Source organism: Mycobacterium sp. NGS41 (genome assembly GCF_059812725.1).
This window is the reverse complement of the sequence record NZ_JCALDF010000001.1, coordinates 468,015-480,695: the sequence shown is the minus strand read 5'-3', so window position 1 is coordinate 480,695 and position 12,681 is coordinate 468,015. Positions and strand designations below refer to the sequence as shown.

General features: G+C 64.3%; 12 protein-coding genes. 5 read left to right on the top strand and 7 right to left on the bottom strand.

Annotation, left to right across the window (positions count from 1 at the left end; translation table 11 throughout):
• Window positions 1-207, bottom strand: a 207-nt coding sequence (locus tag AC5Y21_RS02165) for a hypothetical protein (RefSeq protein ID WP_499908964.1), incomplete at its 3' end; no start/stop codon positions are given.
• On the opposite strand from AC5Y21_RS02165, the gene AC5Y21_RS02160 reads away from it, so the two are divergent.
• From AC5Y21_RS02160 to AC5Y21_RS02150, 3 genes are all read left to right on the top strand, one after another.
• Complete coding sequence (locus tag AC5Y21_RS02160; protein ID WP_499908966.1) at window positions 143-370, top strand: hypothetical protein; 228 nt, start codon at window positions 143-145, stop codon at window positions 368-370. The two genes, AC5Y21_RS02165 and AC5Y21_RS02160, sit on opposite strands and share 65 nt — an antisense overlap.
• Before the next feature lie 290 nt (window positions 371-660).
• Window positions 661-1,053, top strand: coding sequence for an anti-sigma factor antagonist (locus AC5Y21_RS02155; RefSeq protein WP_499908891.1), 393 nt, complete (start codon window positions 661-663; stop codon window positions 1,051-1,053).
• A gap of 146 nt (window positions 1,054-1,199) precedes the next feature.
• Window positions 1,200-3,161, top strand: a complete 1,962-nt coding sequence (locus AC5Y21_RS02150; protein ID WP_499908890.1) for a SpoIIE family protein phosphatase — start codon at window positions 1,200-1,202, stop codon at window positions 3,159-3,161.
• Window positions 3,162-3,167: 6 nt separating this feature from the next.
• Here the strand turns inward: AC5Y21_RS02150 and AC5Y21_RS02145 are convergent, their stop codons facing one another.
• The 3 genes from AC5Y21_RS02145 to AC5Y21_RS02135 all read right to left on the bottom strand — a co-directional run bounded on the left by AC5Y21_RS02145 (window position 3,168) and on the right by AC5Y21_RS02135 (window position 6,736).
• A complete protein-coding gene (locus AC5Y21_RS02145; RefSeq protein ID WP_499908888.1) occupies window positions 3,168-4,406 on the bottom strand; it encodes an acyl-CoA dehydrogenase family protein in 1,239 nt (412 codons plus the stop codon).
• Complete coding sequence (locus tag AC5Y21_RS02140) at window positions 4,403-5,554, bottom strand: acyl-CoA dehydrogenase family protein (RefSeq protein ID WP_499908886.1); 1,152 nt, start codon at window positions 5,552-5,554, stop codon at window positions 4,403-4,405. The genes AC5Y21_RS02145 and AC5Y21_RS02140 overlap by 4 nt, the downstream gene beginning before the upstream one ends.
• Window positions 5,555-5,776: 222 nt before the next feature.
• Window positions 5,777-6,736 carry an alpha/beta hydrolase gene (locus tag AC5Y21_RS02135; protein WP_499908884.1) on the bottom strand — a complete coding sequence of 320 codons (960 nt, stop codon included), beginning with the start codon at window positions 6,734-6,736 and terminating at the stop codon, window positions 5,777-5,779.
• 279 nt (window positions 6,737-7,015) lie between these two features.
• Here AC5Y21_RS02135 and AC5Y21_RS02130 point away from each other — a divergent pair, with 279 nt between their 5' ends.
• Window positions 7,016-8,251, top strand: coding sequence for a cytochrome P450 (locus tag AC5Y21_RS02130; RefSeq protein ID WP_499908882.1), 1,236 nt, complete (start codon window positions 7,016-7,018; stop codon window positions 8,249-8,251).
• Window positions 8,248-9,405, top strand: a complete 1,158-nt coding sequence (locus AC5Y21_RS02125; protein WP_499908880.1) for a Zn-dependent alcohol dehydrogenase — start codon at window positions 8,248-8,250, stop codon at window positions 9,403-9,405. Before AC5Y21_RS02130 ends, AC5Y21_RS02125 begins: the two co-directional genes overlap by 4 nt.
• 2 nt (window positions 9,406-9,407) lie before the next feature.
• On the opposite strand, the gene AC5Y21_RS02120 is transcribed toward AC5Y21_RS02125, so the two are convergent.
• From AC5Y21_RS02120 to AC5Y21_RS02110, 3 genes are all read right to left on the bottom strand, one after another.
• Window positions 9,408-10,235 carry an SDR family NAD(P)-dependent oxidoreductase gene (locus AC5Y21_RS02120; RefSeq protein WP_499908962.1) on the bottom strand — a complete coding sequence of 276 codons (828 nt, stop codon included), beginning with the start codon at window positions 10,233-10,235 and terminating at the stop codon, window positions 9,408-9,410.
• Window positions 10,236-10,320: 85 nt separating this feature from the next.
• The gene (locus AC5Y21_RS02115; RefSeq protein ID WP_499908878.1) at window positions 10,321-11,556 is read right to left on the bottom strand and encodes a cytochrome P450; all 1,236 of its coding nucleotides are present in this window, start codon (window positions 11,554-11,556) and stop codon (window positions 10,321-10,323) included.
• Window positions 11,553-12,575 (bottom strand): LLM class F420-dependent oxidoreductase, encoded by a 1,023-nt coding sequence (locus AC5Y21_RS02110; RefSeq protein WP_499908960.1) that lies wholly within the window; start codon window positions 12,573-12,575, stop codon window positions 11,553-11,555. The genes AC5Y21_RS02115 and AC5Y21_RS02110 overlap by 4 nt, the downstream gene beginning before the upstream one ends.
• Between the last annotated feature and the right edge of the window lie 106 nt (window positions 12,576-12,681).

Here is a 12,681-nt window from a genome sequence, read left to right as displayed (position 1 = left end):
GTGTGCCAGTGCTGCACCGACTCCGGCTTCTGCGACAATTACGCGAGAACGCGCTTGAGTTGTCCGCGGTCTTGCCGTTCTTATCCGGTGTCTTGTCGTCTTTTTCGGAAGTGGGACGTCCTGGTGCGGGAGCGGGTTGCTGGTGCCCTGCAACACCGTGGCGGCCAACCGGATCGCCGGAGTGGCCGTGGCCCAGCTCGGCGGCACCGATAACGCCCCCACCGTGCCCGCATTCCCGACACCCGCCGATATCGCGGACCCCTCTGCCGCCAATACGCCCGTCTCGCCGCTGAGTGATGTTGCCTGGTCGTTTATGGTCCGTGCGGCTGCCACTAAGCCCAAGGCGGGGAGTTTCCGTGCCGATACATGAATTCCGCATAAAGCTGCGACGGATTTGGGCGCTCTGGCTTCGCCATGCGCGGACTTCCGAGGAAAGCGCCGGCTGCGAAGGCGGCCAGCACTGCGTTGGAGACGGAACCAGGCTGGTCGAAAGCCTGGCCTGGGGCGCCGCGGCATGCTAAAAGAAGAGGCATTCGCTACGGCGAAAATGCGTCTTCAAATATGCAGGACAGGCATCCATCGCTGCCTCAGACAGCAAGACGGGAGTGCGTCATCGACCTGGCTTCAGTGCAGCATTCCCATCCAGCTCCCCTCCCGGTGATGTTGAGTACCCGGCTGATCTCGGAGCTAGGCGATCCGCACAGCACCTTGCGGGCTACCACGCAGCGCAGCGGCCCGGCGGTGATAGTTCGCGCGGGCGGCGAGATCGATGCTGCCAATGAGCACACCTGGCTGCAGCTGGTCAGCGAAGCGTCGGCGGTCGCCACCCCACCGGGTCCATTTGTCGTCGACGTCAACGACGTTGCCTTCATGGGTTGCTGCGCGTTCGCGGTCTTGGCCGACGAGGCGGAGCGGTGTCACGGTCGCGGCGTTGCACTGCGCCTGGTGAGCGGAAACCCTGGCATTGCCCGGATCGTCGAAGCGTGTGGGCTAGATGGCGTGCTGCCGGTCCATCCGACTACCGACTCCGCCCTGGCGGAGGCGGTGGCCTAAGTTCGCCGCAGCACAGAAGACACGCGGTTTCCCCTGGAGAACTGGTGCCTCGAACAGCTCACATGCGTTGCTAATCTGGAAACGGCGCGAGCCAGATTGTCGCTGCGCCTGAAGTTCGGCCCGGCGAGGCTTCGCAGGAAGGATAAATGGCGGCCGAGAAAGACTGGGACAGAGCGGTCGGGAAGGCCGATGATGCACGACGCATCTTCGAGAGCATCCCGGCGATGGTGGTTGGCCTGGAGGGGCCAGACCATCGTTTCATCGCGGCCAATGCGGCTTACCGTGCGCTGAGCCCCGACCGCTACCCGGTGGGGCTGTCGGCGCGAGACGTCTATCCCGAGCTGGAGAGCCAGCAGATTTACGAGATGTTCGATCGGGTGTACCAAACCGGTGACCCGCAATCGGGAGCCGAGTGGCGGCTGCAGATTGATTTCGGTTCGGGCCTTGAGGAGCGGTTCTTCGACTTCACGGTCACCCCGAGGCGTCGCGCAGACGGATCCATCGAGGGCGTGCAGCTCCTCTTCGAGGACGTCACCGGCCGGGTGCAGGCCCGGATGGCCGCCGAAGCGCGGTTGGAGGAGTTGTCTGAGCGGTACCGCAACGTCCGCGATTCGGCCACCGTTATGCAGCAGGCGTTACTCGCCCCCTGTGTTCCCGTCGTCCCAGGAGCCGACATCACGGCCGAGTACCTGGTCGCCACGGAGGACACCGCAGCCGGCGGGGACTGGTTCGATGCGATGCCGCTCGGGAATCGGCTGGTGCTCATTGTCGGTGACGTCGTCGGTCATGGCGTCAAAGCCGCCGCCGTGATGTCGCAATTGCGCACCGCGGTGAGGATGCAGATCTCAGGCGGCCACAGCATCGCCGAAACTCTCGAGGCGGTGGACCGGTTCCATGAAGAGGTGCCCGGATCGAAGTCGGCCACCATCTGCATCGGCTCGCTCGACTTCGCCACGGGTGAATTCCAGTACTGCACCGCAGGACACCCACCGCCGCTGCTGGTAACCGCCGACGGGCACTCGCGGTACGTAGAACCATCGGGCGCGGGGCCGCTGGGAAGCGGCGCCGGATTTCCGCTGCGCACAGAGGTGCTCGACATCGGGGACTCGATCCTGCTGTACACCGACGGGCTGATCGAACGCCCGGGCCGGCCGGTGCAGGCGAGCACAGCGGAATTCGCCGAGCTGGCCGCGAACATCGTCAGTGGCGGCAAGGGCTTCGTCATCGAAACCCCGGGGCGGCCCATCGACCGACTCTGCTCTCAGACACTCGAATTTCTGCTCCGGTCGACCGGCTACAGCGACGACGTCACAATGCTTGCCGCGCAACGACGTACGCCCACCGCGCCGCTACACTTAACGCTCGATGCGACGGTCCACGCGGCGCGCACGGTCCGCGCCCGGCTTCGGGAATGGCTGGTCGACATCGGCGCCGGTTCCTCCGACATCTGCGATCTGGTACACGCGATTTCCGAGTTTGTCGAGAATGCGGTCGAACACGGTTACGCCACCGAGGTTTCCGACGGCATCGCCGTGGAGGCGACGCTGCACGGCGATGGCTACCTCCGCGCATCGGTGATCGACCGTGGCCAGTGGAAGGACTACCACGAGGGCGAGCAGGGCCGCGGGCGCGGACTCGCGATGGCCGAAGCACTGGTGTCGCACACTCACGTCGCGCACGACGAGAGCGGCACCACCGCCACGGTGACGCATTGCCTTTCGCGGCCGGCCAATTTCGTCACCGACTCGATGGTCAGCCGGGCAACCTACCGGCGGGCGATCGACAGCGAATTCGCCTCCCTTGTCCACGACACCGGGTGGATCGTCGTCAGCGGTGATGTCGACTCGATTACGGCGTCCACCCTAGATCGCCAGATAGCAGTCGAAAGCCGTTCCGGTATAGCGCCTTTGACGATTGACCTGAGCGCGGTCACCCACCTCGGATCGGCCGGTGTCAGCGCGCTGGCCGCCGCCCGTGACCGGGCGCGCCAACAGGGCGGCGACTGTGTGCTGGTCGCACCGCCGGGCAGCACCGCGCACCACGTGCTGACGCTGGTACAGCTACCGGTTGTCAGTGGCGAACCAGAGGCCGCTTTCGTCGCGGAGTAGTTCGGGTCAACGGGCTTGACCGTGCCGCACCTGATTGAACGGCACCCCACGGTCGGCGACGTATTCGCGGGGAAAGTTCAGCACCCGCTCCCCTATGACGTTGCGCGCCATCTCCGTGGTGCCGCCGCCGATGGCGACCGACTGCCGCGACAGGTACCGGAACCCGGTCTGCAAACCCTGACCCGCTTCCCCGACGACACCCGCTGCTCCAGCAATCGACAGCGCGGTGTCGATCTCCAGGCTCACGGTCTCGGCGTGGAAGAGTCTGATCAGCGTTCCGCCGGCCGGTGGCAAAATGCCGTCCCGGACACTGCGATAGACGTGGTCATTCAGCTGCTCGGCTACCGCACGGTGCACCAATGCCCGCCCGGCCCGCTCTTGCACCCGATCGCTGTCAGCCTGACCGGTCTTGCGGGCGAGGTCGGCGTAGTCGACCGGCATGGTGTGGCCGCCCTCGCTGCCACTGCCGCTCGAGAACTCCGAGCCCTGGCCGACCGCGCGGCGTTCGTGATACAGCTGCCGGGATGCCACCGCCCAGCCCTTGTCGACCTCGCCGACCACGGCGTCGTCGCCGACGTCCACGCCGTCGAGGAACTCCTCGCAGAACTCGGATCCCCCGTTGACCTGAGTGATGCGCCGCAACGTGATCCCCGGATGGTCGATGGGCACCAGGAACATGGTCAGGCCGTCGTGCTTGGGCACATCCCAGTTGGTGCGCGCCAGGCATAGTCCGTAGTCGGCGGCGAAAGCGCTGGTGCTCCACGTCTTTGCGCCATTGAGTACCCAGCGGTCGCCCTGTCGTTCGGCGCGGGTGATCACGCCGGCCAGATCCGATCCGCCACTTGGTTCAGACAACAGCTGCACCAATATCTCGTCGCCACGCAGCGCGGCGGCGATGTGCTGCTTCTGTTCCTCGCTGCCGAGGTCGAGCAATGTGGCGCAACAGATTGTGAATGTGGGGACGTTGAGAATCAACGGCATCTCGTAGCACAGCGATTCCTCGTCGAACGCCCGCTGGTATTCGTAGTCCAGGCCCAGACCGCCGTACTCGCGAGGAAAGCAGATACCCGCGAAACCGCCTTCGTAGAGCCGCTTTTGCAATTCCTTGGCCCGTTGCCAGCTCCGTTCATCGTCGCGGGGAGCGGCCGGCGGCGACTGCGGGTCGATGAGCGGCATGTTGTCGGCCAGCCATGCCCGGGCCCGGGCGGCGAACTCGGCGACGGATTCGGTTGTCTCAGTTTTCATCGGGCTGTTTTCGCGCTGGCATGCCGGGCGTACACCCAGCGGTTGTGTTCCTCCGGCGTGCCGAACATGGCGCGGTACAACGTAACTCGCCTCAGGTAGAGGTGCAGGTCGTGTTCCCAGGTGACCCCGATACCACCGTGCATCTGCACACAACCCTGGACGATCTGGCCGGCCATCTCCCCGACATACGACTTGGCGATGCTGGCCGACAGGCCCGCTTCCGGTGAGCCGGCGGCGACGTCGGCGACCGCCGCAGACGTGGTCGCCCGGCAGGCCTCCAACCACATCTTCATATCGGCGAACGCGTGTTTGAGCGCCTGATACGACGCCAGCGGACGACCGAACGTGTACCGGTCCAGCGCCCATTGGACGGTGAAGTCGAACACCGTTTGCAGGATGCCAACTACCTCGGCACATTGCAGCAGCTGGGCGATCTGACTCTGCCGGTCGATCAGCGCGGCGGTCTCGGCGGTGCTGCCGACGGCCGCGGACGGCTCCACCAGCGCACCGTCGAAGTCCACTCGCGCGTATTGCTTGACCAAATCAATTGACTGCTGGGGCGTAATCCGCACGCCGGGCGCGTCCGTCGGGACCAGGAACTGGCGTACCTCGTCGGCACTTCCGCCGCAACGGGCCACCACCAGCAGCACATCACTCTGGGCGGCGGCCTCGACGCGATCCTTGGTGCCGTCGATGCGGTAGCCACCCTCGGTCGGCGTAGCCGTCACCGAAGGATCCTGCGGCGCCCAGCCCCGTCCCGGTTCGGAAACCGCCCACGCTGCCACCGTCTCACCGGACATCAGCGATTCGATGGTGGAGGCGTGGGCCTGCCACTCGGCGCAGTGGACCAGTCCGGTGAGCACGGTGCTTACCGGATATAGGGGTCCGGGCGCCACCGTCTTACCGAGCTGTTCGGCGACCATCGCCAGATCGGCGATTCCGTTGCCCGAGACGCTGCCACCGCCAAGCTCTTCCGGAACCAGCAGAGCCGCCCACCCCAGCTCGGCGGCCCGTCGCCACCATGCCGGGTCGAAGGACACACCCGCGGCATGCAGCTCCCGAACGTAGCGCAGCGGTGCTTCCTTTTGCAGGAATGCTTGGGTGGTCGAGGTGAAGAGTGCCTTTTCGGGAGAGTCGACTGCGGTCATGATGCCGACACGTGGTGGGGAAAGTATGGGTGGATGATCATCCGCCTGATCGGTCCTAGTGGGAATTCGCGGGCGACTCCGATGGTAGCAATGGGCAATACAGTAAGAGATACCGGAGTTCACTCGACAAGGATCTCGCCCCCGCCAAGTCGCATCTCAGCGGCGATATTCCCGTCGTAGCAACTGGCTGGTCACCAAGTTCAGCCGGGTTGAGCCGTGCTGTTACATAGCGAACGCCCGACGCAGGCTCTGCGCGTGCAGAGCCCGGTTTTCTTGGGAGACAACCCAACCCGGGACCACTGAATCGAAGCCGTTGAATGTCGCTGCGACAACGTGTAACTCGGTATGGACGTAGGCATGCAGCAACCGATTCGCATAGTCGATGGCCTCGTCTCGGCACGGATCGATCTCCGAGCAGCTGACCAAAGTGGGCGGCAGCCCCTCGAAGTTCGCCCGGTGTGCGGGCACATGATGACCGCTCGCCGTGGCGTGCCCCAGGTAGTGCCCCCAAGCCCGACTCACCGCCGGGCCGTTGAGACCCGGGGTGCGCTGGAATTCGCGCCGCGACGGCGTCGCATCCGAGTCGAGCATCGGCTGGTGCAGGATCTGCATCAGAATCGACGGGCCCTCGTTGTCGAACATCCGTTGGGCCAGACACGCGACCAGCGCCGCACCCGCATCGCGACCCATCAACGCGACCCGGCCGGCATCTACGTTCCATTCCGCGCTGTTCTCAACGACGTGGCGCAGGGCGCGTTCGATGTCGTCCAGGGCGGCGGGACACGGATCTTCGGGAGCGAGGCGGTAGTCAACCGACACGATCAGACATCCCGCAGCACGGGCCAACTCGACGCACTCCGCATGATCGGTATCCAGGTTCCCGGTCACGAACCCGCCCCCATGGGCGTACAGCACCAGCGGGGCCGCTGACCCAGCCAGGCCCCGATAGATCCGAAGGTTCAGCTGTCCTCCATCCGGGCCTGCGATTGAGCGTGACTCGACGTCGACGCCGGCGGTGTCCACCGCCGCGGCCCGTTCGGCGGCCGCCCGGTTGGCGTTCTCGCGCTCGGCCGGCAGCGTCTCGACGCGGAATTCGGCCACGCCCAGCCCGGCCGCAGCGTCGCGCAGCGCCGGGTCGATACGGCTAAGGCCTTGTGGCCGCGTGAGATTCGTTTGCGTCATGCTCTCTTATCTTCCGGCTCATGGACAAAGCTTTCTTCAAGGTAGACCTGTGACTCTATGTGGTGGTAGATGCAGTACTTCCCACCACGTGCCGCGAGCAGCCCGGATACCCAGGCGCGACGGCGCCGACGTCCGCGTGAAGCGGCTTGGCCATCTTCGTCCCACTGCCACCGGACTAGATACTGTGTCCGTTACGGTAACCGCAACAAGCCGTTGGGCCTTCGTTGCTATCTATATTATGATAGCGATATTCCACGGTTGCTCAGGAGGGAGCGCTGAATGACGCTCAGCACCGAACACGCCGACTCTGGGGGCCAGCCCGTCACCCTCGATCTCACCGGTGAAACCAGTCCGTATCCGTTCTTCGAGTACATGAGGCGTACCGACCCGGTCTGGCACGGCACCCTTTCGGACCCGTCTCAGCTGCCCGAAGAGCTGCGACCGAACGACGAATGGGTCTTGTTCGGGTACGACGAGGTGTTCCAGGCTTTCCGCGACGACCGGGTGTTCACGTCGGCTGCCTACGACAAAACCATCGGCTTGGTGATGGGCCACACCATCCTGGCGATGGGCGGCAAAGAACACCACGACCATCGCAACTTGGTGGCCAAAGCCTTCCGTGCCACCGCGCTGGAACGCTGGGAACCTTCGGTCATCGGGCCCGTCTGCGATCAACTCGTCGACGAAATCAAGAACGACGGTCACGCCGACCTGGTCAAGGCAGTGACATTCGAGTTCCCGACCCGGATCATCTCCACGCTGCTTGGACTGCCCCCGGAGGATCTCGACTTGTTCCGGCGACTGTCCCTCGACCTCATCTCGATCCCGACCGACATCATGGCGGGGTTGACCGCGGCGGCAGAGTTGCACGGCTACTTCCTCAACCAGGTCGAACAGCGGCGCCGCAAACCCACCGACGACATCATCGGCGACCTGGTCTCCGCCGAGATCGATGGCGAGCGGCTCAGCGACGAGGCCATCATCGCGTTCTTGCGCCTGCTGCTGCCCGCCGGGCTGGAGACGACCTATCGTTCGTCGGGCAATCTGCTCTACCTGCTGCTGACCCACCCGGAGCAACTCGCGATGGTCCACCAGGACCGTTCGCTGTTGCCGATGGCGATCGAAGAGGGCCTGCGGTTCGAAACCCCGCTGACCATGGTCACGCGGACTACCACCGAAGAAGTCGAAATAGGCGGCAAGACAATCCCTCCCGACGCACAGATCGACATGTGTATGGGTTCGGCCAACCGCGACGAGAGTCGCTGGACCGACCCCAAAACGTTCGACATCCGACGGCCGCGCCAGGCCCACATCGCCTTCGCCGGCGGCATCCACATGTGCCTCGGCATGCATCTGGCCCGGATGGAAACACGAGTGATGCTGAACAGCCTGTTCGACCGCGTCAGCAATTTGGCGTTCGTCGCCGACGACGGCACCGGTGAGGAATCCAGAATCGTCGGCCTCACCTTCCGCTCACCCAACAAACTCCCCGTCACCTTCAGCCCGGCCGCATGAGAAGCCGCGCTGCGATCCTGCACGACGTCGGCGGGCCGTGGTCGGTCGAGGAATTCGAACTCGACGCGCCACGCGCGGGCGAGGCTCTGGTCCAAGTGGCAGCCGCCGGGCTGTGCCACTCCGACGACCACATCCTCAAGGGCGACATGTCGGCGCCCAACGAGGTGTTGCAGTCCCTCGGGCTACCCACCATGTTCCCGATGGTCGGCGGACACGAGGGGTCGGGGATCATTCGTGAAGTCGGCGACGGTGTCACCGATTTCGCCGTCGGTGACCACGTGGTGATGACGTTTGTCGCCGTGTGCGGCCAGTGCCGATGGTGCGCCACCGGTATGGAGTACCTCTGCGACAAGGGCATCGGTACCTTGACCCCGGGAATGCCGACCGACGGAACATTCCGTCATCACACCGTCGACGGTCGGCCGCTGGGCCATCTGGCCAAGGTCGGGGCATTCGCCGAACACACTGTGGTATCGGTGGATTCGCTCATCAAGATCGAGCCCCAACTGCCGCTGGTGCCGAGCGCGCTACTGTCCTGCGCCATTCCGACCGGTTATGGTTCGGCCGCGAATCGGGCCGGTGTGCGCGGCGGAGACGTCGTCGTGGTCATAGGTGCCGGCGGCATCGGCACCGGCGCAATCCAGGGCGCCCGGATCAACGGCGCCGCACAGATCGTCGCCGTCGACCCGGTGGACTTCAAACAAAAGTCGGCCCGGCTCTTCGGCGCAACGCACAGTGTCGCATCGGTGGCCGAAGCGCTGGACCTGGTTCGCGACCTCACCTATGGCGTCATGGCCGACGCCGTGGTGGTCTCCCCTTCGCTGATCACTGCCGACGATGTCCACGACGCGTTGCAACTCACCCGCAAGGGCGGCACCTGTGTGCTGACCGGCATGACGTCGCAGCTGACCCGATCGGTCAATGTCGACCTGCAGGACTTCATCCTGATGAACAAGACGTTGGCGGGCACCATCTTTGGCTCGTGCAACGCCAAGGCCGACATCTCCCGGCTGGTCAGGCTCTACCAGGCCGGACAACTACATCTCGAAGAGATGATCACCAGGCGTTATCGCCTCGACGAAATCAACGACGCCTACGCCGACCTACTCAACGGCGAAATCATCAGAGGTGTAATCGATTACGGAATCGCCTGAAACTAGGTCGTGATCCTCGCCAGCGTGCTCTCCCACAACTCGCGGGCAAGCCGAGCGTTCTTGGCCAAGCGGTTGGATCTCGCGATCTTGTGTCGCGAATAGTATTCGCCGGACGTCCAATCCACGCCGGACTTGCTTGATGCCAGCCAGACCAGCTGCTCGGCACCCTCCTGCGAGCTTGCCGTAAATCGTCCTATCGGTGTGTATTTATTCATGAGCTCCAAAGACCGCCATCCCGACGCGGGCCCGAAGTTGGAATCGACATAGCCGGGGTGCACCGTCGCGACCGAGAGGCCGTCCCCGTGGAATCGCCGATGTAATTCTTTGGTGAACAAGACGATAGCCAGCTTGGACAGAGCGTAGGCGGTGGCGGGACTGCGGCTGACGGTGTTCTGCAGATCGTTGACGCCGGCCCGGAAGATCAGCAGGTGCGACGAGCTGGTCGTGTTGACGATGGTGGCGCGAGACTCCACCAGCAGATCAATCAACTGGGTAGTGAGCAGAAACGGCGCCAGATAGTTGACCTGATACGTGTGTTCGTAGCCGTCGGGTGTCAGGTGAATCTTGGTGCTCATGCCGCCGGCGTTGTTGAGCAGTACGTCGATGTGCGGATACTGCGAACTGAGTTTCTGCGCCAATGCCCGCACCTGCGACAGGTCCGCGAAATCGACAACGAAATGGTCGGCGTCGAGTTCCGCGGCCACCGCCGCCGTCTTATTGGCCGACCGGCCGATCACGACAACGTCGTGGCCGCGCTGGTGCAACCGCCGCGCCGCCGCGGCGCCGATGCCGTCACTGGCGCCGGTAATGACAATCGTCTTACGCGTCATATCGATGATGTCCTCCACGGGGAGTGTATCGACCCCGTCCAGATCGGTTGCCCGACTGGTGACTGGGCCACGCAGCACCCATGGCTCAGATGAATGAGTAGCGCACCGGCAGGTGTTTGAGGCCGCCCACGAATGTCGTGGCAGTGAATTGCGGGTCACCCGTCAGCTCGATGGATTTCAGCCGGGGCAGCAGTTCGGAGAAGAAGCTGTTCACCTCCATGCGGGCCAGCGCGGCACCCATGCAGAAATGCACGCCATAGCCGAACGCCAGATGTTTGTTGGGATCGCGCCCGACATCGAAGCGAAACGGGTCGTCGAAGACGTCCTCGTCGCGGTTGGCGGAAACATACGACAGCAGAACGGATTCGCCTGCGGCGATGGGCGTTCCGCGCACGACGGTGTCTTCGGCAGCGGTGCGCATGAACTGTTTGACGGGGGTGACCCAGCGGATCATCTCTTCGGTGGCCCGCGGCATCAGGCCCAGATCGTCGCGCAGCCGGGTCATTTGGTCCGGATTCTCGATGAGCGCGTGCAGCCCGCCGGAGATGGTGGCGCTGGTGGTGTCGTGACCTGCCGTGGCCACGATCAGGTAGTAGGACACGGTGTCGATGTCGGACAGCGGCTCGCCGTCGACGCGTGCGTTGGCGATCGCCGAGGCGAGATCCTCGGTCGGATGTTCGCGACGTGACGCGGTCACCGCGTTGAAATACTGAAACATGTCGAGCAGCGCCGGCAGCTGTTCTTCGGTGGTGGCGCCGCGCTTGAATTCGGTGTCGTCGCTGCCGAACAACTCCTGGGTCAGCTTGAGCATGCGCGGAAAGTCGTCTTCCGGCAGGCCCAGCAGCGACAGGATCACATACAGCGGGTAATTCACCGCGACCTGCTGGGCGAAGTCGCACTCGGGCCCGGCGGCCATCATCTTGTCGACATAGATCTTGGCCAGCTCGTCGACACGAACCTTCAACGCCCGCATCGCCTTAGGGCGAAACCAGTCGGCGCCAATGGCGCGCACCACCCGGTGCTGCGGGTCGTCGAGGTGGATCAGCGTGCGTACTCCGATGGCGGCCGCCTGATCGTCACCCTCGGCGGTGGTCAGGACCGGGCGCGGCCAGTTGGTGAACAGCATGTTGTTGCGTTCGATGTCCATGATGTCTGCGTGTTTGGTGATCGCCCAGAACGGACGGTAATTCGGCACTTCGACCCACGACACCGGAGCGCTGGCTCGCAGGTGAGTCAGCGCGGCATGCAGCCGCGGCTCGTCGGTGTACGTCAACGGATCTGCCAATAGCCGGGCGGCTTCGTCCACCGTCGGTGCACTCATTGACGAAACTCCTTCAGTGCGGCGGTAATACAATCCTGAGAGGCAGCGTAAAAGATCGGTTGCACGCGGTCGACCAAGCCCACACAGCGATCGCGCAGTCCGGCGGCGACTTCCTCGACCGGGCCGACCACCGCGAAGGCCCGCAGCACCTCGTCGTCGACGAGCGAGGCCATGGTGTCCCACTCGCCTTCCTTGGAGAGCCGATTCAGGTCGGTATGCAGGTCGCCCCAACCGTGCAAGTCGAGGACCGTGCGATAGGCGGGGGTGGACCCGTAGAACGCGATCTGCTTGCGGGTGGCGGCAATTGCGGTGGCCAGATCGTCGTCGTCGGCACCGGTTGCCACCATCACCTCGGCCGACACCTCGAAGTCGCCGCGACCGCGACCGGAGCGCTGCAGACCGCGTAGCAGCACCGGCATCGTCACCTCGGACAGGTAGCGCTTCGAGATCATCGGATGACCGAGGTGGCCGTCGGCGACCTCGCCGCACATTTCCGTCATCGCCTCGCCCACGGCCGCCAGGAAAATCTTCGGAGCGGGGTAAGGCTGGGGTTCCGGCGTGAACATCGGCGTCATGATCTTGTGGGTGTAGAACTCGCCTTCGAAACGAAGTTTGGTGCCGTCCTGCCACGCGGACCAGATCGCATGCAGCGCAGCGACGAACTCGCGCATCCGGCGTGCGGGGTGGCTCCAAGGCATGCTGAATCGTTTCTCGATGTGGGGCTGAATCTGCGTTCCCAAACCAAGGAGGAAAAGGCCCTGTGAGTACGCCTGCAGGTCCCAACCGATATTGGCGACGATCATCGGATTGCGCGCAAACGCCACCGCGATGTTGGTGCCGAGTTCCAGTCGCGAAGTGTGTTCGGCGGCCAGCAGCAACGGCAGGAACGGGTCGTGACTGGTTTCGGCGGTCCAGCCGCCGTCATAGCCTTGGTTCTCCAGGGCTTTGGCCGCTTCGGCCGCCGTGGCGACTGTGTTGGGAATGTTGCGGTCGATCTTGAGACCGGAGGCGGCGCTCATCTGCGGGCGCTCCTGCGCAGCACTGGGCACCCACGCACCATGGGGGAAAACTTACAGTAAGCGATTCGGTAGGGTCAACGTCCGCGCCGGTGGTCGCCAGCCTGTC